Raw genomic sequence first — 25159 nt, 5'->3', positions numbered from 1 at the left:
CTCAAAGTATACCCCTTAAATCGGGAACTTGTTTGATTAGGTTGCGCTCATATAGAATTGCGTTCAGACCATCAATGAAAAGGGAAATCGATATGAAAAAGATCGCAATGCTTGGATTGGCAGGGGTTATGGCGCTGGGCAGCACGGCTGCGCTGGCGGCAGAAGCGGAAGATGCCATCAAATACCGTCAGGGCGTATTCAGCGCTGTTAAATGGCACTTCGGCACTATGGGTGAAGTGGTCAAGGGTAAACAGGATTACAACGCAGAAGACTTTGCACGCCGTGCAGATATTGTGGCTCAGCTGAGCAAGCTTCCGCTGGAGGGTTTTATTGCAGGTTCCTATGAAGGTGATACCGACGCTCTGCCGGCGATTGAGCAGAACTGGGACAAGTTTGAAGGTGGCATGAACATGTTTGCCGAAAAGGCTGATGCGCTGGCGGCTGCGGCCAAAACCGGTGACATGGACCAGATTCGTCCGGCTTTCGGTGAGGTGGGCAAGACCTGCAAGGGTTGCCACGACAACTTCAAGGACTGAACTGCAAGCGGTTAGAACTTGAATTGAAACAGGGCGCCTATGTGGCGCCCTGTTTGTATTCAAAGCAGGTTGAGCAGGCTCCAGACAATAGCAGCTGCAACGAGGGCCAGCAGCAGCCCACGCAGGAACGGGGCGAACGGGTAGCTTGGCGCATCTGCTGAGGCTGGCTTGCGCCCGTGCAACATGGCCTGAACCAGCTTCTCGCGCTTGAACAGCTGATGGTAAATGACGCCCAGCAGATGCAGGCCGATGGCGATCAGCAGAATATCAAACAGCCACTTGTGCCAGCGAGTGATCTCCACACTCAGGTCGTAACTGATCAGGTGTACCAGCGGTCCTTCGGTAATAATCTCATCATTGGCAAAGAGCCCCGTACTCGCCTGGGCTGCAGCCAGTAGCAACAAAGCCACGACCATCCAGCCTCCCAGCGGGTTATGGCCCAGATGGTGCGGTTCGCGGCGTTGCAGCATCTGAAGGGCGTAGCGGGCCGTGGTAATCGGTGAGCGTACGAATTCGCTGAAGCGAGCATGGTGGCTGCCGGCAAAGCCCCACATCAGGCGGAACAGAACCAGCCCAAGCACCGTATAGCCGGCATACATGTGCCAGCTCATCCAGTTGCCGCCCTGTTCGCTGGTCCACCAGGCAAACAAAATGCTTGCGGCCAGGGTCCAGTGAAACAGACGCACATAAATATCCCAGACGGGTTTCCTTTCCAGTTTGGCAGAGTGTTCGGTCATGTCAGAGTCCAGTTAACCAAAGGTGACAGAAAATGCTGGCCACATAACCCAGCAGGATGGCCCAGCTCCATTTCAGATGGCTCATGAAGGTATAGGTTCCCTGGGCCTGCCCCATTAAAGCCACGCCGGCGGCTGAGCCGATTGAAAGCAGCGATCCACCTGTGCCGACAGTCAGGGTCGCCAGTAGCCATTGATCAAGCGTCATCCCTGGGTCCATCGACAGTACGGCAAACATGATCGGGATATTATCCACCAGCGCTGAAAGCAGACCGATCAGGCTGTTGGCCAGGGGTATTCCAAGACTGCCATACAGCAGCGTGGAAAAATCAGCCAGGTAGCCCAGTGTGGCCAGGCCACCCACACACAAAACGATACCGTAAAAAAACATCAGAGTGTCCCAGGAGGCACGCTCAACTACTTTGAAGATATCAAACCGACGCACTACGCCGGTGTGGTCGCCACGCAGCATGCTGTGGTTGCTTGTGTTCTCGGCATGGTGGTGAGTGATATGACCCTGTTCACGAAAGACGGGGTCATGCAGGCTCAGGTAATAGCCGTACAGTTTCAAGACTCCAAGCCCGGTCATCATGCCCAGAACCGGTGGCAAGTGCAGCATGCTGTGTACCAGTACAGAGGCGATAATGGTACCGAGAAACATCAGCATGATGGTAACACCGCCCTTTTTCATGCGTTGATGGCGCTGGCTGCCGGCAGGACGTCCATTTTTAATGGCAAGGCTCATCAGTGCTGCCGGTATCAGCCAGTTCACCAGCGCCGGCAACAGTAGATACGAGAACTGAGTGAAAGAGACATGTCCCTGCTGCCAAACCATCAAGGTGGTAATGTCTCCAAATGGGCTGAAGGCACCACCGGCATTGGCGGCTACAACCACATTGATGCAGCCTACTGAAATAAAGCGATAATTATGGTTGCCGACAGCCAGCACAACGGCACCCATCAGCAGGGCGGTTGAAAGGTTGTCGGCAATGGGGGATATGCAGAAGGTCAGTACGCCGGTGATCCAGTAGATACTGCGCAGTGAAAAACCGCGTGAAACCAGCCAGGTACGCAGGGCCTCGAATACACGCCGTTCTTCGAGCATATTCACGAAGGTCATGGCGGCCAGAAGAAACAGGAATAGTTCGGCATAGTCCAGAATATACAGCCTCAGCTCGGCCCCGGCGGTGACTTGATCTCCCTGCTGGCGATAGGCAAGCCCGACCAGTACCCAGATCAGGCCTGCCGCCACGATGACCGGCTTTGACTTGCGCAACGCAAGCCGCTCCTCCATGACCACGAAGACGTAGGCCAGCAGGAAGATCAGCAGTGCCAGATAACCATAGACACTGGCTGTTAGATCCAGAAGTTGAGGCGTTTCCTGCACACCTGCCTGAGCCTGCGATGACAGCAGCGCCATAAATGCCGTTGGCAGAAGATGTTTCCCTATCATGCGGACTCCTGAGTCGATCAGGCCATTCTTGCTGACCTTGGCATGCAAGTCGAGTATACAGGCAGAGATTGAGGAACTGTTGCACAATCGTTCAAACAGGGCCGAGGATCAGTTAGAATACCTCCCTTTTTCCAAGCAGCGAGTTTGTAGCCCCACCATGGAAATCAATCCGATTCTCAACAGTCTGAAAGAGTTCAGCGAGCGCACTCAGTCGCTGCGCGGCTACCTTGATTATGATGGCAAGCGTGAACGGCTTGAAGAGGTTGAGCGTGAGCTGGAAGATCCGGGTGTGTGGAACAATCCAGAAAATGCACAGCAACTTGGCCGTGAGCGCTCTGGTCTTGAATCGGTGGTGAAAACCATCGACGAGCTGACCATTGGTATCAGCGATGCCCGTGATCTGCTGGATATGGCGGTAGAAGAAGACGACGAAGATACTGTCGCCGAAGTTGAAGCAGATGTCGAGCGTCTGCGCTCCCAGTTGGAACAGCTTGAATTCCGCCGCATGTTCTCCGGTGAGGCCGATGCGAACAATGCCTTCCTGGAGATACAGGCCGGGTCAGGGGGAACCGAGGCACAGGACTGGGCCAACATGATGTTGCGCATGTACCTGCGCTGGGGCGAGAGCAGAGGCTTCAAGACCGAGTTGCTGGAAGTGTCCGGCGGTGAAGTTGCCGGCATCAAATCTGCCACTATCCGATTTGAGGGCGAATACGCCTATGGCTGGCTGAGAACCGAAACCGGTGTTCACCGTCTGGTGCGTAAATCGCCGTTCGACTCCGGTGGTCGACGCCACACCTCTTTCTCCTCGGTATTTGTCTCGCCGGAAATTGACGACAACGTGGACATTGAAATCAATCCGGCTGATCTGCGTGTGGATGTATACCGTGCATCCGGTGCCGGTGGTCAGCACGTTAACCGAACCGAGTCAGCCGTGCGTATTACCCATGAGCCTTCCGGCATTGTGGTGCAGAGTCAGTCGGCGCGTTCGCAGCACCAAAACCGTGATACCTGTATGAAGCAGCTGCGTGCCAAGCTCTACGAAATGGAGATGATGAAGCGTCGTGAAGCGGCACAGGAGCTGGAAGACTCCAAGGCTGATATCGGCTGGGGCAGTCAGATCCGTTCCTACGTGCTGGATGACCAACGCATCAAAGATCTGCGCACTGGCGTACAGACTTCCAACTGTGATCGCGTGCTTGATGGCGATCTGGATCAGTTTATCGAAGCCAGCCTCAAGGCCGGCCTCTAAGCATTCGTTTTAAGGTAACCCCGATGTCAGACAACAACGTGCAGCAAACCGTGCAGCAAGATGAAAACCGCCTGATCGCCGAGCGTCGCGAAAAACTCGCCGCCCTGCGTCAGGAAGGCAATGCCTTCCCCAATATCTTCCGCCGTGACAGCTACGCCGAAGATCTGCAGCAGGCGCATGGCGACAAGAGCAAGGAAGAGCTGGAGCAGGCCGGTATCCGGGTCGCCGTGGCGGGCCGTGTGATGCTCAATCGCGGCGCCTTTATGGTGTTGCAGGACATGAGTGGCCGTATTCAGCTGTACGTGAACAAGGAAGCGCGTGCCTTTGCCAAGACCGTAGACCTGGGGGATATCATCGGCGTCAGCGGTGTGCTGCACAAGTCCGGCAAGGGTGACCTGTATGTGGACATGGCTGAGTTCCAGTTGCTGACCAAGAGCCTGCGCCCGTTGCCCGACAAGTTCAAGGGGCTGCAGGACATGGAGATGCGCTATCGTCAGCGTTATGTCGACCTGATCATGAACGATCAGTCGCGCAAGGTGTTCGAGATGCGCTCGAAGATCGTCGCCGGCATCCGCAAGTATCTGATCGATCGTCGCTTCATCGAGGCTGAGACACCGATGCTGCACCCGATTCCCGGTGGTGCCACGGCGCGTCCGTTTACTACGCATCACAATGCGCTGGACCTGCAAATGTACCTGCGTATCGCACCGGAGCTGTATCTCAAGCGTCTGGTGGTAGGTGGTTTTGAGCGCGTGTTCGAGATCAACCGCAACTTCCGTAATGAAGGGCTCTCGACCCGGCATAACCCTGAGTTCACCATGATCGAGTTCTATCAGGCCTATGCCGATTACAACGATCTGATGGACCTGACCGAAGACATGCTGCGTACTGTGGCCCAGGATGTATTGGGTACCACAGTGGTGGTCAACACTGTGCGTAACGAAGAAGGCGAAGTGCTGGAAACCTTCGAGTACGACATGGGCAAACCGTTTACCCGCATGAGCGTGTTCGATTCCATTCTGCACTTTAATCCGGAGATTACCGCCGAGGCGCTGGCCGATGATGCGGCTGCTCGCCAGATCGCCGAGCGCATGGATATTGATGTTAAGGACAGCTGGGGGTTGGGCAAGGTACAGATCGAAATTTTCGAGAAGACTGTCGAACACCGCCTGCATCAACCGACCTTTATCACTGAGTACCCGACTGAAGTCAGCCCGCTGGCGCGTTGCAATGACAACAACCCGCACGTGACCGACCGATTCGAGTTCTTCGTGGCCGGCCGTGAACTGGCCAACGGCTTCTCGGAGCTGAACGATGCCGAAGATCAGGCCGAGCGTTTCCGCAAGCAGGTGGAAGAGAAGGATGCCGGTGACGATGAAGCGATGCACTATGATGCCGACTACATCAACGCTCTGGAATATGGTTTGCCGCCGACAGCGGGAGAGGGGATCGGTATCGACCGTCTGGTGATGCTGTTTACCGATTCAGCCTCCATTCGTGACGTGTTGCTGTTCCCGGCCATGCGTCCGCGTGGATGAGAACTGACGGCGAGCAGTGAGTTATCCACAGGGCCACTTTAAAGTGGCCCTGTTTGTTTACGGCGTGAATTTTCGGGAGACCCCCATGGCACTGGACAAGGCACCCAGCTGGCAGCCCTGGCTGCAGCAGGAGTTTGAACAGCCCTATATGCAGACCTTAAAACGGTTTCTGCAGTCAGAGAAGGCTGCCCACAAAGTCGTTTTTCCGCACTCCAGTGATTGGTTCCATGCGCTGGAAGCCACTCCGCTTGATCGCGTAAAAGTGGTGATTATTGGTCAGGACCCCTATCATCAGCCTGGACAGGCTCACGGCCTGTGCTTCTCGGTAAAGCCGGGTGTGCGCATTCCGCCTTCGCTGGTGAATATCTACAAAGAATTGCAGTCCGACCTGGGTATCGAGCCGGTCAACCACGGTTACCTGGAGCATTGGGCGCAGCAGGGTGTATTGTTGCTGAATGCGGTTCTGACCGTAGAGCAGAGCAATGCCAACGCGCATCAGGGCAAGGGTTGGGAGCAGTTTACCGACCGTGTCATCGAACTGGTCAACGCGCGGTGCGAGCATGTGGTGTTCATGCTCTGGGGCAGTTATGCACAGAAGAAGGGGGCCCGTATCGATCAGAACAAACACCGGGTGCTCAAGGCTCCGCATCCCTCACCACTTTCTGCCCATCGCGGTTTTCTGGGGTGTCGTCACTTCAGTCAGGCCAACCAATGGCTCTTGGAGCAGGGACGTGAGCCTATTGACTGGCAGTTGCCTTCATCCCCTGCGGCTTGACCTGAATGTGCTTCAGGCCGTGGGCTTTCAGGGTGGTGCAACGAGCAATGCCCAAATCGATTCCGATCCATCTCGCCATCGTCTTCAGGCTGGGATTCGCCTTGAGTGCTTATGTAAAGGAGGTAAATTCAAATGGATCTACTCAGCTGAGCCGATCCATTTGAGCAGTCATTGCCTGGTGATGCTGGCGCGGTTGAGTGGCTCAGCGCTTGCTTTGGAATAAAGCTGGATCCAGCTCGTAAGGCAGCGGTAGCAGTTGGAGCAGTGGCCCCTCGGGGTTACCCAGATGCAGTGGCTGATTTTCAGCCTGATCCTTGGCGATGACAGCCAGCAGCCTGTAACCGCCTGGAATATGGGCTGCACGCACGACCTGACCCACATTGTCTTTCTGTGCAGAAGCCAGTGTATCGCCCGGACTGGGGGCGTCTTTGCAGTGGACCTCAGCAAGGTACATCGGTTTTTTTAGCTGGCCGCGATGCTGCAGGCGGGTGACGATCTCCTGTCCGGTGTAGCACCCTTTGGTGAAACTGACGCCGTTAAGGGCTTGCAGATTTGTCATCTGGGGAATGAATGCCTCAGAGGTGACAGGTGCCAGCTCGGGTACGCCCGCATCAATTTCAAGAAGTTCCCAGTCATTGCGCTGTGCAGGGCTGGCGCTCTGCTCTACCAATTCCAGCACTTGTGGCATCAGTCGGGTTTCAAACCAGCATTCACGCCGGGCTCCGGGGCGCTCCGTGACCAGCAGGTGTGCAATCCCGAAGGCGCTACTCAAGCGGTCGCCAATCTCGGATGCGTTGGGGCCCTGCAGCCCTATGCCGATCAGGTCTTCTTCCAGTTCGGCCTCTGCCTTGGAGAAAACAATGTATTTCTTGAGCAGTGTTAGGGCATTTTCAGCCATGTCGGTTCGAATACGCAGCCAATAGCCCGAGTCGCTGGCACGCATCACCTGATACAGGCTGTGCATGTGGCCCTTGATATTGCAATGAGCACCAGGCAAGGCCCCCATACGGTCCACTTCGCTCAGGTCACAGGTCAGCTGTCCCTGAAGGAACTTGTGAGCATCAGGTCCTTTCACTGAAATAATGCTGTAGTCGGTCAGGGGCACATAATGGGTACTGTGCTCGGCAGACGGCACCTTGATCAGTCTGTTGCCTTCCAGTTCGAACTCCGGCTGCTTGAGCCGATTAACCCAATGTGTATTCATGCTTTTCTCCGTTGCGACCTGATCTGGTTGCAGTGTAATGCATCGGCCAGCGCCTATCAGCCGACAATTGGCAGGGCTATTGGTTCTGCGCTGCCTGACCCAGTTGCTCACCCATGTGAACCGCGCTGCCGGCCTTGAGTGTGTCCTGCCAGTTCATACTGTCTTTGGGGAACAGCAGAATGACGGTTGACCCCAGCTTGAATCGGCCCATCTCGGCACCCTTTTCAAGCTGTGGCGGGGTGGTCGAATCAAATCGGTCCAGTCTCAATGGCTGACGTGGAAGCGGTGCGACTTGCCCGTTCCAGACGGTTTCGATACCGGCTACGATCATAGCGCCCACCAGCACCATTGCCATGGGGCCCAGCTCAGTTTCAAAGATGGCTACCAGGCGCTCATTACGGGCAAAGAGGTTATCGACACCCTCGGCCGTAGTGCCATTGACCGAGTATAGATCACCCGGAATATAGACCGTTTCCTTCAGCGTCCCCGTCAATGGCATGTGTACACGGTGATAATCACTCGGTGACAGATAGATGGTTGCGAACTCGCCATTGATGAAGGGTTCGGCGCGCCTTGCATCCCCGCCCAGCAGGGTTGTCAGGGCATAGCCGCGTCCCTTGGCCTGAAAAATGCGGCCATGCTCAATCTTGCCCAGCTGACTGATGGCGCCATCGGCCGGTGACAGCACGGCGCCCGGTGTTGTGTCCAGAATACGCGCATCGGGTTTCAGGGCGCGTGTAAAAAAGGCATTGAAGTGTTCGTATGCTTCAGGATCGGGCTGCAGGGCCTCACTCATGTCTACGCCGTAGCGTTTGCGGAACCAGTTGATAAACAGGTTCTTGAACCAGGGGGTGCGGCACTCGGCGAGGCGCCCGACCAGTCGCGACAGCAGATGCTGTGGCAGGAGGTGTTGCAGCAGAATAAACAATGTATCTTTCAACGCGAATTTCACTTATGCAGTAGTGGATTGTTCAACGGGCAGTTCGGGGCGGTTGCCCCATTCAAACCATGAGCCGTCGTAGCAGGAAAGCTGTTGCATGCCCAGCCAGGTGCCGACCAGCCAGGTGAGACCCGAGCGTCGATGGGTCTGGCAATGGGTCACGACGGGTTGGTCAAGGCTGATGCCAGCCTGTTGCAACAGTTGCTTCAGTTCGGCTACGGGCTTCAGCCGCGGCACTGGGCCAGGCTGCACTAGATCGGTCCACTCCAGATGGCGTGCCCCCGGTATATGTCCGCCCTTGAGGGCATTGACCACTTTTTCACCGGAAAATTCGGCAGCCGAGCGAGCATCCCACACGGTCAACCGCTCCTGTTCCAGAGCGGCCACAATGTCCTGAGCGCTCATGAGCAGTTCGGGACGGCTGAAACTGACCTGGCGTATGGCTGGGGTTGGGATATTGGCCGATGTCTCCAGCTCAAGACCAGCTGCCTGCCAGGCGGGCAGTTGCCCGTTCAAAACCGATGCGTGGCTGTGACCGATGCAGTTAAGTGTCCAGACCAGTCGTCCAGCCCAGGGGCCCATCTGGTCATCATAGGCAACGACCTGGGTTTCGGGGCGGATGCCAAGCTCTGAGCACAGATCGGTAAGCTGCTCTTCGGTCGGTATCAGGTTGGGGACGGGGCCAGTACCTCGCAAAAGTTTGGCCGCATCCAGCCGAACAGCGCTGGGTACATGGCCCCGATCGTAATGTTCCTGGCTGGAGAGGTCGATGATCAGCAGGTCAGGGTGGCTCAGTTGAGCCTGTAACGCCAGCGGCTCAACCACCAGAGGGAGTGTCAGCATAGTATGGACGACCGTTCGGATGTGATGGAGTTGATCATAACGAAGCCTGCGATAAGTCTCAAAGGCTCTGCCTAGAGACGTTTCAACGCAAGGGTTGCCGCGGCGCAGAGCTGGCGGAATTGCTCATACTGGAACTCCGACAGATGCTCGGCATCATCGCCGTCATCGGCATACAGTATCGCCAGCGGCTCGCCCTTGTGGAAAACAGACATCAGCAAATAATCACCGCTGTGTGCCGCCTCAATAAAGGGATCCGGCAGCATCGGGCGCAGGGTTTTGCGTTTGGCTCTGTCCAGCCATATGCCGGCAGGCTTGTCGGTCAGGCGCTTGAACAGGCTCGGAATTTCGATGTCGATTATGAGCTGGTTGATCGCCGCCGTATCAGCTATCCCCAGCGTGCGAGCACAGTGTAAAAGCCGTTTTTTAGGGTTGATCAGCAACAGGGCTATGCGACCAAGACCGAGGCCCTGGTGTAACCCCTGCAGCAACGCCTGCAGTATGTGTGCCGGCTTGGTATAGAGTGAATAGCCATCCTGAAGACGCTGCAGGATCTGTGTGTAGAGACCCTCACTCGCATGAGTGGTGACTGCGGGGCGCTCACGTGTATGGTGCTCTTCGCGGGGCGGCTCGGGTTTCTTGAGCACGGGTTTCTCGGGTGGCGGGTAATGCTGCTTAAGTTGTTGCAGTTCCCGGCTCTCGATCAGCCCCGAGAGGGTTTCTTCAGAGGGAAGAAAAAGCATCTGTGCTGCCGGGCTCAGGGTTCCGGGTACATGATACTGGCGTGAGGCCTCGGCACAGGTCTGGTGCAGCTGTGCGACCAGTCTGTCGCGTGGCCAGCTCAGAAAGTCGGCGGCGATGTCGTAGAGGCGAAGAGTTTTCTTGCTTTGCCAGCCGCGGGTGCTGGTCAGAGCCAGCCAGTTGCCCAGTTTGACCGGGAAAAAGCGCTCCTGAGTCAGCTGATTGATTTCGCGTTGTTCCAGTTGGCCCAGTCTGGGGTCTTTCAAGGCGCGACGATGCAGCAGCTGCAGGTCGGAACGCGATGGGGAGGTGTCGTGGTCCAGCGCAGCCAGAGTGAGCTCTGGCAGGCCCCAGTGTTTTGCCAACTCGGCACTGAGTGCCTGTACCGTGCAACCAAACACATCCTGCTCTGCCAGTGCAACATCCACTTTTTCCAGCAGTACCTTTTTCTGATATTCATGCTTGTGTAGCGGCGCATGCAGCCACAGCAGCCAGTGACCAAAGCCATACAGCAGAGCAGCCAGCCGTACCTCCTCGACGAAAGGCAATCCGCGTTGCCGGCACAGTTCGGCTGCCTGGCTGGAGGCGTGCAGGCTGTCGGCGATGGCACGGAAGTACATTTTTTGCTGCATGTTGCGTGGGCTGATCTTGAGGCTTTGCAGGCCCTCTGCCAGCAAGGCTAGTTGATCGAGCCCCACTGAGTTGACAGCGTGGTCGATGCTGGTAACGCTTGAGCCCTTGGCAGCATGTAATTTTTGCGCAATGCGCGTGACCTGAAGGCTCAGTACTGGGTCGGAACGGATCAGTTGCGACAACTGTTGCAGCGTTGTGTTGTCATCCTGCAGCAGGCGCTTGAATCGGGTCAGTATGCTGACCCGGACCGGCAGGGTGCGTTCGGCCAGATACTCGGTCCAGGCTTCGGACCCGTAGAGGCATGGGGTGCTGCTCATGACTGTGCCGAGTCCTCCATCGTTCAGCGGTTGTCCTGCATGGAATTGAGAATCTGGCGGTAGCTGTTGAAGCGCTGCTCACTGATACTGCCGTTATCGACCGCTTCAAGGAATGTGCACCCCGGCTCCTGCTCGTGCCGGCAGTCTCTGAAGCGACAGTGCCCCTGCAGATCCGCCAATTCACGAAAGCCGCTGAGCACCTGATCTTCAGTCATGTGCCAGAGGCCGAATTCGCGGATGCCGGGTGAGTCAATCAGGTCCCCGCCATCCGGGAAGTGGAACAGCCGTGCAGTGGTGGTAGTGTGCTTGCCCTTGCGGGACTGTTCTGAAAGTGCGCCGACACGCAGATCGGCACCGGGAAGCAGGCTGTTGATCAGGGATGATTTGCCCACGCCGGACTGGCCTACAAACACGCTGATGTGATCGGCCAGCAGGGCCTTCAATTCATCCAGGCCATGGCTGCTGGCCGTCGATGCCTGCAGCGTGCGGTAGCCGAGTGAACGGTACTGCTCCAGCAGAGGCTCAAGCCGCTGGCGGTTCTCGTCATTGAGCAGATCGGCCTTGTTCAGCAGCAGCACCGGCTCAATGTCGCTGGCCTCGGCCGCAACCAGATAGCGATCAATCAGGTTGGCATGCGCATAAGGCTCCACGGCGATAACAATGACGATAAAGTCGATGTTGGCAGCGACCGGTTTCAATTCGCCATGGTTGTTGGGGCGCAGCAGTTCACTGTGACGATCAAGTGCGGCCACTACAACACCGCTGTCAGGGGAACGACGCCAGATGACGCGGTCGCCTGTGACCAGTTGGCCCAGATGGGTACGCAGATGGCAACGCAAGATCTCGCCCTTGCTCTCACCCTCAAGTGCCTCCACATCGACCTGGCGGCCAAAGTGGGAAATGATCAGACCATGCTGCTCAGGGCCCAGTTCGCCCCCTTCCAGCTGATCCTCAATCAGGGCGTCTTTACGCTCTGCGCGGGCAGCCCGTTCAGACTGAATCTTGTCGATGCGCCAAGCCTGGCGACGATTAACCTTGCGTTTTCCCATCCTGCGGGTATCACTCGCTCACAGCTTTATTCATTGACGTGCTAAGGTATTCTAATCCGAGAAAAATTGACAGTATTGCCAGGGGAGAAAGGGTGCATGGCGCTGAAGGAAAATCTGGTTTGGGTGGATCTGGAAATGACCGGCCTGAATCCGGACACAGACCGGATCATTGAAATGGCTGCCATCGTGACGGATGCGGATCTGAATCTGATTGCGGAGGGGCCGGTGATCGCGGTACACCAGCCAGACGCCGTATTGTCGCGCATGGATGAATGGTGTACCCGCCAGCATGGCCAGTCCGGGCTGACTGACAGGGTGCGTGCCAGCACTATATCCGAGGCCGAGGCGGAACAGCAGATGCTGGCATTTCTGCTGCAATACAGTGAAAAGGGTGCATCACCCATGTGCGGCAACAGTATTGGTCAGGATCGCCGCTTTCTCTGGCGTCATATGCCTGAACTGGAGGCTTTCTTCCATTACCGAAACCTTGATGTGAGCACGATCAAGGAGCTGGCCAAGCGCTGGAAGCCTGGCATTCTGGATGGCTTCAAAAAGCAGGGCGCGCATTTGGCGCTTGATGATATCCGCGAGTCGATCGAAGAGCTGCGCCACTATCGTCGGCATTTCTTCCGCCTTTGATGTCGGGGCTGTGGTCGATCTACTCGGGCAAGCGGCCTGCGCCGGGGTGATCGAGCAGCGGCAGCGAGCGTGGTGCATGGCGTTCGCTCAGCTGCTGCAAGGCCCAGTCGATATGTTCGATCAGCATCTCTGAAGCTGTTGCTCGGCGGTTGCGCAGCGCTTCCATGACAGCGTCACCTCCATTGCTGTTGCCCAGCGCAACCGCCAGATTTCGCTGCCAGCCTTCATAACCGGTACGGCGAATCGCCGACCCCTCGGTACGTTTCAGGAAAGTGGCCTCGTCCCAAAGAAACAGTTCCAGCAGCGATGCCGTGTCGAGTCCATGACGGGGCTGAAAGTCAGGTTCGCTGGAGCGGCGGGCAAAGCGGTTCCAGGGGCAGATCAGCTGGCAGTCGTCACAGCCAAAAATACGATTGCCCATCAGGGGTCGAAGCTCGTGCGGGATGCTGCCCTTGTGCTCAATGGTCAGATACGAAATACAGCGGCGGGCATCCAGTACGTAAGGTTCGGGAAAGGCGTTTGTTGGGCAGACATCCAGACAGGCACGGCAGCGGCCACAGTGCTGCTCTGCCTCAGGTGCGTCCACAGGCAGAGGCAGGTCGATGAACAGCTCCCCCAGCAGGAACCATGAACCTGCATGGCGATTGAGCAGCAGAGTGTGTTTGCCGATCCAGCCCAGCCCGGCATTGCGAGCCAGCGGCCGCTCCAGCACCGGGGCACTGTCCACAAAGGGTCTGAACTGTACTTCGATTCCCTCTATCTGGCTGTTAAACCACTGGCCCAGCTGCTTCAGCCGCTTGCGCATCAGTTTGTGATAGTCGCGCCCAAGCGTGTAGCGGGCGATGTAAGCCTTGTCAGGGTTGCGCAATACGCCGGTGATCGGGGCTTCTGTCGGCAGATAATCCATTCGCAGCATGATGATGCGGCGTGTGCCTGGCAGCAGCAATGTTGGATCGAAGCGCTTGTCCAGGTTTTCGTTCAGGTACGCCATATCGGCCTGGTAGCCTGCTTCAAGCCATCGCGTGTAGGACTCACTTTCGGCACTGGTGTCTGGCAGGGTGATCGCGCAATCGTGAAACCCCAGTTCTCGGGCCTTTTCTTTAAGGGCCAGGCTGAGCTTTTGCAGTTGTGCGGTTGTATAGTCAGACATGGGGAACCGGTTGCCATGGCACTCAGTCCATCCACTATAATGAACTGATAACAAAAAGGAGTTCGTGAATCATGAGCAGATCAGACCTGCCCGGTGCATTATACACGGCTGCCCAGAGTCGTGCTCTGGATCGAACCGCAATAGAGCAGTTCGCTGTCCCCGGTTTTCGGCTGATGCAGCGAGCAGGTCATGCCGCCTTTGCCGAACTGTTGGTGCGCTGGCCGGGAGTGCGCAGTCTGACCATCGTCTGTGGTACCGGGAATAATGGTGGCGACGGCTTGATTATGGCTGGTCTGGCCTGGCAACAGGGCATTCAGGTTCAACTGCTGGTGCTGGCGGAAGATTACGTTGATCGTTTGCAGGGTGAGGCGCTGGACGCCTGGCGCTGGGCGGACGCGGTGGGTGTGCAGTTGCAGTGCTGGCGGCCAGGCATGGAATTGGCCGGTGAAGTGCTGGTAGATGCGCTTCTGGGGACTGGTATCAGCGGTGAAGTCACTGGTGAAGCAGCTGAGTTGATCACACATATCAATCGAAGTCATCGGCCCGTACTGTCGGTGGATATTCCTTCAGGCCTCTGCAGTGATACCGGTGCCGTACTGGGGGTGGCGGTCAGGGCAGACATGACGGTTACCTTTATTGCCCTCAAGCAGGGACTGTTGACCCATGCCGGTGTGGACCATTGTGGTGAGCTTAAATTTGATGGGCTGCTGTTACCTGATGAAGTGTATGAGGAGATATCGCCCAGCGCTTTTCGTACCGATCGCGACGATCTGGCCAAACTGCTGCCGCCACGCAGACGGTCGTCGCATAAGGGGCTGTTTGGGCATGTGTTGGTAATCGGTGGTGATTACGGCATGGGCGGTGCTGCTTTGATGGCAGCTGAGGCCGCTGCGCGCAGTGGTGCGGGGCTGGTATCGCTGGCGACCCGGCCCGAGCATGTAACCGCGGCGCTGACCCGGGCACCGGAGGTGATGGCGTCAGGGGTCAACTCGGGTCAAGACCTGCAGCCGCTGCTGGAGCGGCCTGATGTGCTGGTAGTAGGCCCCGGCCTTGGGCAAAGTGCGTGGGCCGATCAATTACTGCAAAAGGCACTTGCCAGTGGCAAGCCGCTGGTTCTGGATGCGGACGCACTCAATCTATTACAGCAGCGCCAACATCTGCAGGCGGGTCGTCACGACTGGGTTCTCACCCCTCATCCGGGGGAGGCGGCGCGCCTGTTGGGACAGGAAACCGCACAGGTGCAACAAAACCGTTTTGACGCAGTACGTGAGCTCCAGCAGCAGCTCGGTGGTACGATTGTACTGAAAGGAGCGGGTAGTCTCAGCTTTGATGGTGATGGCATGCACCTGTGCAGTGCCGGTAATCCGGGTATGGCCTGTGGTGGCATGGGGGATGTGCTCTCCGGTATCATCGGTGCCTTGCGGGCGCAGCGGCTCAGCGCCATCGATGCTGCGCGTGCCGGTGTGTATGTACATGCGCGTGCAGCTGACCTCTGTGCTCTGGAGCAGGGGGAGCGCGGGTTGCTTGCAACTGATCTGATCACCCGAGTAAGGCGTGTGCTCAGTGGGTTTGACTGAGGGTAACAAGGGGATGGAGTTTTTTCTGGCCGATGAAGCCGAAATGGTACGTTGTGGTGAACAGCTGGCTCAGGCCGTCGATGCCGGTGGTGTAGTCTTTTTGCATGGCGACCTGGGCATGGGGAAAACCACGTTTAGCCGTGGTGTGCTGCGTGGCTGCGGTCATCAGGGTTCGGTGAAAAGCCCGACCTACACGCTGGTTGAGCCCTACGAAACGCCGGCAGGCCAGGTGTATCACTTTGATCTGTATCGCTTGGGTGACCCGGAAGAGCTGGAATATCTGGGTATCCGAGACTATTTTGCCAACGATGCTCTTTGCCTGATCGAATGGCCGGAAAAGGGGGCGGGGCTGCTGCCGACGCCGGATCTTGAGATCCAGATTACGGTTGATGGCATGGGGCGCAGGTTAAGTCTGGTGAGTAATACTCAAAAAGGGGCCGATGTTGCCGATACACTATTGAAAATCCGCAATACGGATACGGGTTGATGAATACATTGCGCATACTGAGCTCACTGCTGTTGATGTTGCTGCTTGTGCCGCTTGCTCAGGCAGCGCAGGAAATCCAGAATGTTCGTGCCTGGCTGGCACCGGACAACACACGTCTGGTGTTTGACCTCAGCGGCCCGGTTGAACATAAACTGTTCACGCTGTCAGGCCCTGATCGAGTGGTTATTGATATTGATAAGGTCCAGTTGCAGGCTTCCCTGAATGATCTTGGGCTGGAAGATAGCCCGGTCAGTCAAATCCGTCACAGCACCCGCGGTGATGGTCTGCGCATTGTGCTGGATCTCAAGAGTGATGTGCGCCCCAAGAGCTTCGACCTGAAACCGAATGAACAGTATGGCCATCGATTGGTGGTGGATCTGGCGATGCGCGAAGAAGCGATCGTCACCAAATCCGTTGTACCGGTGCCGGGCGAGGAGAACAAGCGGGATGTTGTCGTGGTCATCGACGCTGGACATGGCGGTGAAGACCCGGGCGCCATCGGTCCTGGCGGGGTCAGAGAAAAGGATGTGGTGATCAAGATCGCTCAGGAGCTCAAGCGCCTGATTGATGCTGAGCGTGGCTACCGTGCTGTACTGACCCGTACCGGAGACTACTATATCAGCTTGCGTGGCCGTACAGGCAAGGCGCGCAAGAGCAACGCTGACCTGTTTGTATCCATTCATGCAGATGCCTTCAAGGATCCTCGCGCCCGTGGGGCTTCGGTTTGGGTGCTTTCTGGCCGAGGTGCGACCAGTGAGATGGGTCGCTGGCTGGCTCAGCGTGAAAACAGCGCCGACTTGATCGGTGGTGTGGGCAGTCTGAGTTTGGGTGACAAGGATGATGTACTGGCCAGCGTTTTGCTCGACATGTCGATGAATGCCAGCCGCAAGGACAGTCATCAGGTAGCGTCCAGAATCCATGCCAACATGGCCAGCTTTGCGCGCATGCACAAAAAGCATGTTGAGCAGGCCGGTTTTGTGGTGTTGAAGTCACCCGATATTCCCTCGATTCTGGTTGAAACCGGCTTCATCTCCAACCCGGAGGAGGCGCGCAAGTTGAAAACTGCCAGCTATCAGCGGCAGATGGCGCAGTCGATCTTTCGTGGCATAACAGGTCATTTCTGGGAAAAGCCTCCCACTGGCAGCTATATCGCCTGGGCAAAACAGTCCGGCAGTCAGCTGGCGGGTGGTGAGCGTCTGTATAAGGTGGTCTCGGGTGATACTCTTTCCGTCATTGCGCAGCGTAATGGAGTGTCACTGCAGCGCCTGCGGCAGGCTAACCAGCTAAGCAGTGACAGTATCCGCATCGGTCAGGTATTGCGTATCCCGACCGGCTAACCCTTTCAGGTTTCTGATGACACGAATACATCTTCTTTCCCCTCAGCTGGCCAACCAGATTGCCGCTGGTGAGGTCGTTGAACGTCCCGCATCCGTAGTGAAAGAGTTGCTGGAAAACAGTCTGGATTCGGGGGCTGATCGAGTTGATCTGGATATCGAGCAGGGTGGTGTCAAGCTGATCCGTCTGCGTGACAATGGTGGCGGTATCGACAAGGCTGACCTGCCGTTGGCGCTGAGCCGGCATGCTACCTCCAAAATTGGCATGCTTGAAGATCTGGAGGCCGTAGGCAGCCTCGGCTTTCGTGGCGAGGCGCTGGCCAGTATCAGCTCCGTATCACGGCTTACGTTGACCTCTAGGCCGCCAGAGCAGGAGAGTGCGTGGGCTGTGTCTGCCCAGGGGCGTGAGATGTTGGCAGAAATTATTCCTGCGGCACACCCAGTCGGTACCACGGTTGAAGTACGTGATCTGTTTTTCAATACACCAGCACGGCGCAAGTTCCTGAAAACTGAAAAAACCGAATTCCGCCATCTGGAAGAGGTTGTGAAACGGCTGGCCCTGAGTTGCTACCGGGTAGGTTTTAGCCTGCGCCATAATGGCAAGGTAGTGCATCAACTGCGCGCCGCCGACAGTGAAACGGCACGTGAGCAACGTCTGTCCCAATTGCTGGGTAAGGCGTTCGTGGCCGAGTCAGTGGCACTGGACGTGCAGGCTGAAGCATCGGGATTGCGCCTTTGGGGCTGGATGGGGCTGCCCACCTTTTCCCGTGCGCAGCCGGACCAGCAGTATTTCTTCGTTAATGGCAGGGTCATTCGCGACAAGGTTGTGACCCATGCGGTACGCCAGGCTTACCAGGATGTGCTGTACCACGGCCGTCATCCGGCTTATGTACTGTATCTGGAACTCGATCCGGCGCTGGTGGATGTCAATGTGCACCCGACCAAGCATGAGGTGCGTTTCCGTGAAAGCCGACTGGTACACGATTTCATATTCCGCACCCTTTATCGCGTAATTGCAGACATGCGTCCGCAGGATACTCCTCCGCCTGCCGGCTCGACCGAAGAGCCAATACAGTCGGCCCCGGCGAGCTGGTTCCAGCCGGGTATGACTGATGCGGCGGTCGGTCCGGCTGCCGGTCATGCAGCTCAGTCTGGTATTGCGGGCTATGCCGGGAATGCCGGGCGCTCCCCAAGTGGTCCACAGGTGCGCGAGCAGATCAGTGCCTATGGTGCTCTGCACCGGCCTTCTGGTGTTGCACCGCAGCCTTTACAGGCAATGCCTGCAGTCGAGCAGGGGGTCAAAATGCCACCGCTGGGCTATGCGCTGGCGCAGCTGCACGGTATCTATATTCTGTCTCAGAATGCACAGGGGCTGGTGTTGGTGGATATGCACGCGGCGCATGAACGCATCGTTTACGAACGCATGAAGCTTGCGTTCGAGCAGGACCGTATCCGCAGCCAGCCCCTGTTGGTTCCGGTCAGTGTGGCTGTCAGTGGTCGTGAAGCGGATCTGGCAGAGGAGCAGCCCGAATATTTTGAGCGTTTGGGCTTTCGGCTGGAACGTATGGGTGAAGAAACGCTGGTGATTCGTGAAGTGCCGATAGCTTTGGCCAAGGCGGATGTGGCGCTGTTGTTGCGTGATGTGCTGGCGGATCTGTCCCAGGTGGGAGCCAGTGATCGAATTGAGGCGCATCTGAATGAACTTTTGGCCACAATGGCCTGTCATGGTGCAGTACGTGCCAATCGACAACTGACACTGCCCGAGATGAATGCACTGCTGCGTGATATGGAGCAGACCGAGCGCAGTGGACAGTGCAATCATGGGCGACCAACCTGGACGCAGTTGAGCCTGGGGCAACTGGATAAACTCTTCATGCGAGGCGAATAATGCAACAGTTGAGCGTGAACCGGCCTCGGGTGATTTTTGTGATGGGACCGACTGCGTCGGGTAAGACGGATCTGGCCATGAGGCTGTGTGACACATTGCCCTGTGATCTGATCAGCGTCGACTCGGCCATGATCTACCGAGATATGGATATCGGTACCGCCAAGCCCACCCCGGATGAGCTGCGAGCCTATCCTCACAGACTGGTGGATATTCTGGATCCGGCAGAGGCTTACTCGGCGGCGCAGTTCAGGGCGGATGCATTGGCAGAGATTGCCGATATTCAGTCGCGTGGGCGGATACCGCTGTTGGTGGGGGGGACCATGCTGTATTTCAATGCTCTTCAGCAGGGCTTGGCCAACCTGCCAGAGGCGGATCCGAAATTGCGTGCTCGGCTTGAGGCTGAAGCTGCCGAGCTGGGCTGGCCGGCCATGCATAAGCGCCTGGCTGAGGTGGATCCCGAGGGTGCACGTCGACTCAAGCCAACCGATGCTCAGCGGCTGCAGCGGGCGCTGGAGGTGTTTGAATTGACGGGCAGGGCGATCAGCGATCACTGGCGAGAACAGGCTGAGGCAAAGCTGCCATTTGATATTTTGCCGCTGGCGCTCATGCCGCAGGATCGCTCCAGGTTGCATCAGCGAATTGAACAGCGTTTTGATCTGATGCTGGCAGCCGGTTTCGAAGAGGAGGTGCGGCAGCTATGGGAGCGAGGTGATCTGCATGAACGGATGCCATCAATTCGTTGTGTTGGCTATCGACAGATGTGGTCCTGGTTCAGCGATGAATATGATCGCGACACCATGCGTTACAAAGGGGTAGTGGCTACGCGACAGTTGGCAAAGCGGCAATTGACCTGGTTGCGCAGTTGGCCGGATGTGAATTGGCTTGACAGTGAGGCGTCGAATTTAGTTTCCCATGCCTTGAAACTCGCGGACCCTGCCGTTATATAATGAATTGCGGTATGATCGCGCGCAAACTCTGTGCATACAGGTGTATGATGCCGGGTCAGTAACAATAGAATTAATTACAACTACATAAACAGCTATCCATTCTGGAAGGAGTTTGCAATGTCAAAAGGGCAATCACTACAAGACCCTTATCTTAATGTTCTGCGTAAGGAACGCGTTCCGGTATCCATTTTTCTGGTAAACGGCATCAAGCTGCAGGGACAGATTGAGTCTTTCGATCAGTTCGTGATTTTGCTGAAAAATACCGTCAGTCAGATGGTTTATAAACATGCCATTTCCACAGTAGTGCCTTCGCGTCCGGTCAAGCTGCCTGTGGCCGATGAAAAGCCTGCTGAATGAGGTATTAATTGTTTTTCGAACGTCCTGAATCTGGCGAGCGCGCGATCCTCGTCCATATCGAACTGGCCCGTGAGGCTGATCGCGAAAACCCCCGTGAACTTGAAGAGCTGGCATTGTCAGCCGGGGCCGATCCGGTTGAGTTTCTGACCGGGTCGCGCGCCGATCCCAGTCCCAAATTCTTTCTTGGTAAAGGCAAGGTGGAGGAGCTTGGTAATCTTGTGCGTGAGCACGAAGCCGAGCTGGTGATCTTCAATCATTCCTTGAGCCCGGCACAGGAACGTAACCTGGAGCGTGAGCTGCAGTGTCGTGTACTGGACCGTACCGGCCTGATTTTGGATATCTTTGCCCAGCGTGCGCGTACCCATGAAGGTAAGCTGCAGGTCGAGCTGGCTCAACTTGAGCACATGTCCACCCGACTGGTGCGAGGCTGGACTCACCTGGAGCGACAGAAGGGCGGTATCGGCCTGCGTGGTCCTGGTGAAACCCAGCTCGAAACCGACCGTCGTCTGTTACGCGTTCGCATCAAGTCCATTCTCAAGCGACTGGAAAGGGTGCGCAAGCAGCGTGAGCAGGGGCGGCGGGCACGAAAACGCTCGGAAATACCCACCATCTCTCTGGTGGGGTATACCAACGCTGGCAAGTCTACCCTGTTTAATCGTCTAACTACGGCCAGTGTCTATGCCGCTGATCAGCTGTTCGCAACGCTGGACCCAACGCTGCGCAAGATTGAGCTGGCTGATGTGGGGCCGGCTATTCTGGCGGATACGGTGGGATTCATTCGTCACTTGCCGCACAAGCTGGTCGAGGCTTTTCGTGCTACCTTGCAGGAAACCACTGAAGCGGGTCTTCTGCTGCACGTGATCGATAGCTATGACGAAGAGCGCCTGGGTCACATCGAGCAGGTTGAAGCGGTGCTGGAAGAGATCGGTGCGGCAGAAGTCCCCGTACTACAGGTGTACAACAAGATTGATCAATTGCCGGATGCGCAGCCGCGCATAGACCGAGACGAGAACGGAGTGCCTTGGCGGGTGTGGGTGTCGGCGGTCAGCGGCGAAGGTATTGACCTGTTGCTGGCGGCAATCAGCGAACGCCTGGGTGAAGAGATGTTCCACCAGAAGCTGACCCTGACACCAAGGCAGGGAGGTCTGCGTTCGCAGCTGTATGCGCAGGGCGCAGTGGTTACTGAAGAGGTGGATGACAGCGGCCAGATGCAGCTGGAGGTAAGGCTGCAGGTGAAAGATTTCAGACGGATACTCAGTCGTCTGGGGATTGATCAGGAACAATACCTGCCGCAAGGGGTCGACTAAGCGGGTCGGTTGCGGCGACAATGATATCCAATACAGTTAATCAAGCGGTTTAGTACGGAGAGCACTATGGCCTGGAATGAGCCCGGCGGGAATGGCAATAACCATGACCCCTGGAGTGGCGGCGGTGATAATCGCGGCAAGCGTGGTGGTGGTAATGATCAGGGTCCGCCTGATATCGATGAGGCGCTGCGCAAGCTGCAGGATCGCCTGGGCGGTATCTTTGGGGGCGGCAAGAAGAAAGGTGGCTCCGGTGGCGGTTCGGGCAAGGGGCCGAGCAAGGCTGCAGGTGGCGGCTTCTTTGTTGTCATCATCGTACTGGCAGCCCTGTTTTGGGCAGGTATGGGGTTCTACACCGTCGACCAGCAGGAGCGTGGTATCGTGCTGCGCCTTGGCAAATACCACGACACGGTACAGCCGGGTCTGCAGTGGAATCCGCCGCTGATCGATGATGTTACCAAGGTGAATACCACCCGTATCCGTTCCTATGACCATCGCTCGTTGATGCTGACTGAAGATGAAAATATCGTTGATGTCGATATGACCGTTCAGTATGTGGTGGCGGACCCGGTCATGTACATTCTCAAGATTCGTGACCCGAGCGACAGTCTGGCACAGTCTTCGGAGTCGGCGCTGCGTCATGTGGTCGGTACTTCCGAGATGCACGGTATTCTGACGGAAGGGCGTGACACCCTCGCCCTGCAGGTGCAGGCACGCTTGCAGCGCTACATGGAAGATTATTCGACGGGTCTGCAGATCTCCAAGGTTAACATCAAGAATGCTCAGGCACCTCGCCAGGTGCAGGATGCGTTTGATGATGTGATCAAGGCGCGAGAAGACGAACAGCGTGTAATCAACGAAGCTCAGGCCTATGCCAACGGTATTATTCCTGAGGCAAGGGGTCAGGCGCAGCGTTTGATGGAAGAATCCAATGCCTACCGTGAGGAGGTTGTTGCCAAGGCAACGGGTGAAGCCAGTCGCTTCACGGCACTTCTGACCGAGTATACCAAGGCGCCAGAGGTAACGCGTGAGCGTCTGTACATCGATACCTTGCAGGATGTGCTGAGCCGTACCGGTAAGGTGATGGTCGATGTGGAAGGGGGTAATAACATGATGTACCTGCCACTGGATCGCTTGACGGAGCAGCAGCCGTTGCGCGATACGTCTGGAAGGCCAGTCAGGTTGGATGAAAATACCCTGAATCAGCTGGCTGAGCAGGTACTGCAGGAGGCGCGTCAGCGTGCTCAGACAACCTCTGGCCTGAGGGAGGGGCGCTAATGAAACCGACAACATTGTTTGGGCTGATCGCCCTTCTGCTGGTCGTCATGGTGGGCTCCAAGTCCGTTTACATCATCAAGGAAACCGAGCGGGCAATTAAGCTGCGCTTTGGTGAGGTGGTTGAGGCTGATATCAAGCCGGGCCTGCATTTCAAAATTCCGTTCGTGAACACCATTCGCAAGTTCGAAGGGCGTATCATGACGTTGGATGCACGTCCACAGGCGTTCCTGACGCTGGAGAAAAAACGTCTTATCGTGGATTCCTTCGTCAAGTGGCGCATTGATAATGTAGAGAAATACTATACTGCGACATCCGGTGACGAGTTCCGGGCGGCTGATCTGCTTTCAAGCCGCATCGAAACCAGTCTGCGTAACCAGTTCGGTGAGCGCACGTTGACCGAGGTGGTTTCAGGTGCTCGTGAAGAGGTGATGGGTGCGGTCATTCGTGCACTGAGCCAGCTGGCGCAGAATGAGCTCGGTATCGAAGTCATCGATGTGCGTGTCAAGCGTATCGAGCTGCCGCAGGAAGTTTCTTCCTCCGTATATGAGCGTATGCGGACCGAGCGTCTGCGTTTGGCGCGAGAGTTGCGCTCACGCGGTAAGGAGCTTGCCGAGGGTATTCGTGCTGATGCGGATCGTCAGCGTACGGTGATCCTGGCGGATGCTTTCCGTGAAGCCGAAATTGTGCGCGGCGAAGGTGATGCCGAGGCAGCGGGAATCTATGCTGAGGCGTTTAATCGTGATGCTGAGTTCTACGGCTTTTACCGTAGCCTCAATGCCTACCGTGAGGCTTTCTCTGGAGCAGGTGACCTGTTCGTGCTGGATCCGAAGAGCGAATTCTTCCGTTATCTGAACAGTGCGACCGGAAACCAATAAGGTAAAGTGACTGTTGCCCAAAACCGGGTGCCTTTGGCACCCGGTTTCATGGTATAGTTGAACAACCGGGTTTGTGCCCGGTTTTTTTGTGATTCAGATCAACTGATGACAGCGGAGTAATGCATGGCCTTGGCAGATCGCTGGTTGCTGCCCGACGGAATTATGGAGCTGCTGCCGCCACAGGCGCGGCAGGTGGAGCTGATGCGGCGCAAAGTGCTGGATCTTTATGACAGCTGGGGGTACGACCTGGTCATGCCGCCCATTGCAGAGCATCTGGAGTCCCTGCTGACTGGCGTAGGGCATGATCTGGATCTCAATACCTTCAAGGTCACCGATGGTATCAGTGGGCATACACTGGGCGTACGCGCTGACATGACACCCCAGGTAGCACGCATTGATGCCCATCGTCTTCGTACGGAAGGCCCCAGTCGCCTCTGCTACTGTGGCTCGGTACTGCACACTCATCCCACCAATATGCTGGCTTCTCGCAACCCGGTCCAGCTGGGTGCGGAGCTTTACGGCCATGCGGGCCCCGACAGTGATGTTGAGGTGATTGCACTAATGCTGGAAACGCTGTCGGCGGTAGGTGTTGCCGGGCCAATCAGCCTGGACCTGGGTCATGTAGCGGTATTCAGTCGGCTGATGCAGCTGTGTCAGTTGAATCAACAGCAGCAGGCTGACTATCAGGATATGCTGCAGCGCAAGGCACTGCCTGAGATTGATCGGTTTGTTGCCGCACTCGGGCTGGATGATCGCTCAACTACCTGGTTACAGACGTTGCCTCGCTTGAATGGCTCGGTGGATGTCTTGGCGCGTGCGCGTGACTTGTTTGCCAGCGATGTTGAGCTTGTGCGTGCAGTTGATGCGCTGGACACATTGGCGCAACGTGTTGTGCTGCGCTGTGAGGGTGTATCAACCTATTTTGATCTGAGTGAGTTGCGCGGCTACCACTACCACACAGGTGTGGTGTTCGCGGCATATACTCCCAGCTATGGTCAGGCGCTTGCCAAGGGTGGACGTTATGACAACATCGGTCGTGATTTTGGCCGTGCCCGCCCGGCAACCGGCTTCAGTGCTGACCTGAAAACTTTGATTGACCTGTCTGCTTCCCGGCCTGCTGCCAACACCAACGCTGTGCTGGCTCCCGCAGGTGAGGATCAGACGTTGCAACAGGCGATTCGTCTGCTGCGTACCTCCGGTGAGCGAGTTGTACAGCAGCTGGATGGTGAGATTTCCGAACCCGGTCGCTTCCGGCGGCAGCTGGTTCCAAAGGGTGGTGACTGGGTCGTTATCGACCTTTGAGCGCATTTT

The 25159-nt window shown here is 56.7% G+C and carries 23 protein-coding genes; 15 read left to right on the top strand and 8 right to left on the bottom strand.

Features of this window, described 5'->3' with window-relative positions; genetic code table 11:
- Positions 1-92: 92 nt before the first annotated feature.
- Entirely contained in the window at positions 93-536 is a 444-nt protein-coding gene (locus tag CFI10_RS14435; protein ID WP_091827828.1) for a c-type cytochrome, read from the top strand.
- A gap of 59 nt (positions 537-595) precedes the next feature.
- Here the strand turns inward: CFI10_RS14435 and CFI10_RS14430 are convergent, their stop codons facing one another.
- Both CFI10_RS14430 and nhaD read right to left on the bottom strand, forming a co-directional pair.
- Entirely contained in the window at positions 596-1273 is a 678-nt protein-coding gene (locus CFI10_RS14430) for a cytochrome b/b6 domain-containing protein (protein ID WP_206835599.1), read from the bottom strand.
- Position 1274: 1 nt separating this feature from the next.
- On the bottom strand, positions 1275-2723 hold the full coding sequence (gene nhaD / locus CFI10_RS14425) for a sodium:proton antiporter NhaD (RefSeq protein WP_091827826.1): 1449 nt from the start codon (positions 2721-2723) through the stop codon (positions 1275-1277).
- Positions 2724-2880: 157 nt separating this feature from the next.
- On the opposite strand from nhaD, the gene prfB reads away from it, so the two are divergent.
- The 3 genes from prfB (at position 2881) to ung (ending at position 6288) form a co-directional block, all read left to right on the top strand.
- Positions 2881-3975 (top strand): peptide chain release factor 2, encoded by a 1095-nt coding sequence (gene prfB / locus CFI10_RS14420; protein WP_091827825.1) that lies wholly within the window; start codon positions 2881-2883, stop codon positions 3973-3975.
- 23 nt (positions 3976-3998) lie between these two features.
- Positions 3999-5513: a lysine--tRNA ligase gene (gene lysS, locus CFI10_RS14415; RefSeq protein WP_206835596.1), complete on the top strand. Its 1515-nt coding sequence runs from the start codon at positions 3999-4001 to the stop codon at positions 5511-5513.
- Between the two features lie 85 nt (positions 5514-5598).
- Positions 5599-6288, top strand: a complete 690-nt coding sequence (ung, locus tag CFI10_RS14410; protein ID WP_206835593.1) for a uracil-DNA glycosylase — start codon at positions 5599-5601, stop codon at positions 6286-6288.
- 202 nt (positions 6289-6490) lie between these two features.
- Here the strand turns inward: ung and ygfZ are convergent, their stop codons facing one another.
- The 5 genes from ygfZ to rsgA all read right to left on the bottom strand — a co-directional run bounded on the left by ygfZ (position 6491) and on the right by rsgA (position 12012).
- A complete protein-coding gene (gene ygfZ, locus CFI10_RS14405) occupies positions 6491-7492 on the bottom strand; it encodes a CAF17-like 4Fe-4S cluster assembly/insertion protein YgfZ (RefSeq protein ID WP_206835590.1) in 1002 nt (333 codons plus the stop codon).
- Between the two features lie 76 nt (positions 7493-7568).
- Complete coding sequence (asd, locus tag CFI10_RS14400; protein ID WP_206842185.1) at positions 7569-8432, bottom strand: archaetidylserine decarboxylase; 864 nt, start codon at positions 8430-8432, stop codon at positions 7569-7571.
- Positions 8433-8444: 12 nt separating this feature from the next.
- Positions 8445-9275: a sulfurtransferase gene (locus CFI10_RS14395; RefSeq protein ID WP_206835588.1), complete on the bottom strand. Its 831-nt coding sequence runs from the start codon at positions 9273-9275 to the stop codon at positions 8445-8447.
- Positions 9276-9346: 71 nt separating this feature from the next.
- The gene (locus CFI10_RS14390) at positions 9347-10963 is read right to left on the bottom strand and encodes an HDOD domain-containing protein (RefSeq protein ID WP_206835586.1); all 1617 of its coding nucleotides are present in this window, start codon (positions 10961-10963) and stop codon (positions 9347-9349) included.
- 23 nt (positions 10964-10986) lie between these two features.
- Complete coding sequence (rsgA, locus tag CFI10_RS14385) at positions 10987-12012, bottom strand: small ribosomal subunit biogenesis GTPase RsgA (protein ID WP_206835584.1); 1026 nt, start codon at positions 12010-12012, stop codon at positions 10987-10989.
- Positions 12013-12108: 96 nt separating this feature from the next.
- On the opposite strand from rsgA, the gene orn reads away from it, so the two are divergent.
- Positions 12109-12651 carry an oligoribonuclease gene (orn, locus tag CFI10_RS14380; protein ID WP_091827816.1) on the top strand — a complete coding sequence of 181 codons (543 nt, stop codon included), beginning with the start codon at positions 12109-12111 and terminating at the stop codon, positions 12649-12651.
- A gap of 19 nt (positions 12652-12670) precedes the next feature.
- Here the strand turns inward: orn and queG are convergent, their stop codons facing one another.
- Entirely contained in the window at positions 12671-13801 is a 1131-nt protein-coding gene (gene queG, locus CFI10_RS14375) for a tRNA epoxyqueuosine(34) reductase QueG (protein WP_206835582.1), read from the bottom strand.
- Between the two features lie 71 nt (positions 13802-13872).
- Between queG and CFI10_RS14370 the strand changes: the two genes are divergently transcribed.
- From CFI10_RS14370 to CFI10_RS14325, 10 genes are all read left to right on the top strand, one after another.
- Entirely contained in the window at positions 13873-15378 is a 1506-nt protein-coding gene (locus tag CFI10_RS14370) for an NAD(P)H-hydrate dehydratase (protein WP_206835580.1), read from the top strand.
- A gap of 13 nt (positions 15379-15391) precedes the next feature.
- Positions 15392-15865, top strand: a complete 474-nt coding sequence (gene tsaE / locus CFI10_RS14365) for a tRNA (adenosine(37)-N6)-threonylcarbamoyltransferase complex ATPase subunit type 1 TsaE (protein ID WP_206842183.1) — start codon at positions 15392-15394, stop codon at positions 15863-15865.
- A complete protein-coding gene (locus CFI10_RS14360) occupies positions 15865-17202 on the top strand; it encodes an N-acetylmuramoyl-L-alanine amidase (protein WP_206835578.1) in 1338 nt (445 codons plus the stop codon). Before tsaE ends, CFI10_RS14360 begins: the two co-directional genes overlap by 1 nt.
- Positions 17203-17218: 16 nt before the next feature.
- Positions 17219-19087, top strand: coding sequence for a DNA mismatch repair endonuclease MutL (mutL, locus tag CFI10_RS14355; protein ID WP_206835576.1), 1869 nt, complete (start codon positions 17219-17221; stop codon positions 19085-19087).
- Positions 19087-20034, top strand: coding sequence for a tRNA (adenosine(37)-N6)-dimethylallyltransferase MiaA (gene miaA, locus CFI10_RS14350; RefSeq protein WP_206835573.1), 948 nt, complete (start codon positions 19087-19089; stop codon positions 20032-20034). Before mutL ends, miaA begins: the two co-directional genes overlap by 1 nt.
- Before the next feature lie 117 nt (positions 20035-20151).
- Positions 20152-20391 carry an RNA chaperone Hfq gene (gene hfq, locus CFI10_RS14345; RefSeq protein WP_091827810.1) on the top strand — a complete coding sequence of 80 codons (240 nt, stop codon included), beginning with the start codon at positions 20152-20154 and terminating at the stop codon, positions 20389-20391.
- 8 nt (positions 20392-20399) lie between these two features.
- Positions 20400-21698 carry a ribosome rescue GTPase HflX gene (gene hflX, locus CFI10_RS14340; RefSeq protein WP_091827809.1) on the top strand — a complete coding sequence of 433 codons (1299 nt, stop codon included), beginning with the start codon at positions 20400-20402 and terminating at the stop codon, positions 21696-21698.
- Between the two features lie 66 nt (positions 21699-21764).
- Positions 21765-22973 carry an FtsH protease activity modulator HflK gene (hflK, locus tag CFI10_RS14335; protein ID WP_206835570.1) on the top strand — a complete coding sequence of 403 codons (1209 nt, stop codon included), beginning with the start codon at positions 21765-21767 and terminating at the stop codon, positions 22971-22973.
- The gene (gene hflC / locus CFI10_RS14330; RefSeq protein ID WP_091827807.1) at positions 22973-23848 is read left to right on the top strand and encodes a protease modulator HflC; all 876 of its coding nucleotides are present in this window, start codon (positions 22973-22975) and stop codon (positions 23846-23848) included. The genes hflK and hflC overlap by 1 nt, the downstream gene beginning before the upstream one ends.
- A gap of 123 nt (positions 23849-23971) precedes the next feature.
- On the top strand, positions 23972-25150 hold the full coding sequence (locus CFI10_RS14325; protein WP_091827806.1) for an ATP phosphoribosyltransferase regulatory subunit: 1179 nt from the start codon (positions 23972-23974) through the stop codon (positions 25148-25150).
- Positions 25151-25159 lie beyond the last annotated feature (9 nt).

The sequence above is a fragment of the Marinobacterium iners genome (assembly GCF_017310015.1).
GTDB lineage: Bacteria > Pseudomonadota > Gammaproteobacteria > Pseudomonadales > Balneatricaceae > Marinobacterium > Marinobacterium iners.
This window is presented reverse-complemented; position numbering and strand designations above follow the sequence as displayed.

Coding starts and splice junctions, on each gene's coding strand:
- CFI10_RS14435 (WP_091827828.1), top strand. CDS start 93: ATGAAAAAGATCGCAATGCTTGGATTGGCAGGGGTTATGGCGCTGGGC.
- CFI10_RS14430 (WP_206835599.1), bottom strand. CDS start 1,273: ATGACCGAACACTCTGCCAAACTGGAAAGGAAACCCGTCTGGGATATT.
- nhaD (WP_091827826.1), bottom strand. CDS start 2,723: ATGATAGGGAAACATCTTCTGCCAACGGCATTTATGGCGCTGCTGTCA.
- prfB (WP_091827825.1), top strand. CDS start 2,881: ATGGAAATCAATCCGATTCTCAACAGTCTGAAAGAGTTCAGCGAGCGC.
- lysS (WP_206835596.1), top strand. CDS start 3,999: ATGTCAGACAACAACGTGCAGCAAACCGTGCAGCAAGATGAAAACCGC.
- ung (WP_206835593.1), top strand. CDS start 5,599: ATGGCACTGGACAAGGCACCCAGCTGGCAGCCCTGGCTGCAGCAGGAG.
- ygfZ (WP_206835590.1), bottom strand. CDS start 7,492: ATGAATACACATTGGGTTAATCGGCTCAAGCAGCCGGAGTTCGAACTG.
- CFI10_RS14395 (WP_206835588.1), bottom strand. CDS start 9,275: ATGCTGACACTCCCTCTGGTGGTTGAGCCGCTGGCGTTACAGGCTCAA.
- CFI10_RS14390 (WP_206835586.1), bottom strand. CDS start 10,963: ATGAGCAGCACCCCATGCCTCTACGGGTCCGAAGCCTGGACCGAGTAT.
- rsgA (WP_206835584.1), bottom strand. CDS start 12,012: ATGGGAAAACGCAAGGTTAATCGTCGCCAGGCTTGGCGCATCGACAAG.
- orn (WP_091827816.1), top strand. CDS start 12,109: ATGGCGCTGAAGGAAAATCTGGTTTGGGTGGATCTGGAAATGACCGGC.
- queG (WP_206835582.1), bottom strand. CDS start 13,801: ATGTCTGACTATACAACCGCACAACTGCAAAAGCTCAGCCTGGCCCTT.
- CFI10_RS14370 (WP_206835580.1), top strand. CDS start 13,873: ATGAGCAGATCAGACCTGCCCGGTGCATTATACACGGCTGCCCAGAGT.
- tsaE (WP_206842183.1), top strand. CDS start 15,392: ATGGAGTTTTTTCTGGCCGATGAAGCCGAAATGGTACGTTGTGGTGAA.
- CFI10_RS14360 (WP_206835578.1), top strand. CDS start 15,865: ATGAATACATTGCGCATACTGAGCTCACTGCTGTTGATGTTGCTGCTT.
- mutL (WP_206835576.1), top strand. CDS start 17,219: ATGACACGAATACATCTTCTTTCCCCTCAGCTGGCCAACCAGATTGCC.
- miaA (WP_206835573.1), top strand. CDS start 19,087: ATGCAACAGTTGAGCGTGAACCGGCCTCGGGTGATTTTTGTGATGGGA.
- hfq (WP_091827810.1), top strand. CDS start 20,152: ATGTCAAAAGGGCAATCACTACAAGACCCTTATCTTAATGTTCTGCGT.
- hflK (WP_206835570.1), top strand. CDS start 21,765: ATGGCCTGGAATGAGCCCGGCGGGAATGGCAATAACCATGACCCCTGG.
- hflC (WP_091827807.1), top strand. CDS start 22,973: ATGAAACCGACAACATTGTTTGGGCTGATCGCCCTTCTGCTGGTCGTC.
- CFI10_RS14325 (WP_091827806.1), top strand. CDS start 23,972: ATGGCCTTGGCAGATCGCTGGTTGCTGCCCGACGGAATTATGGAGCTG.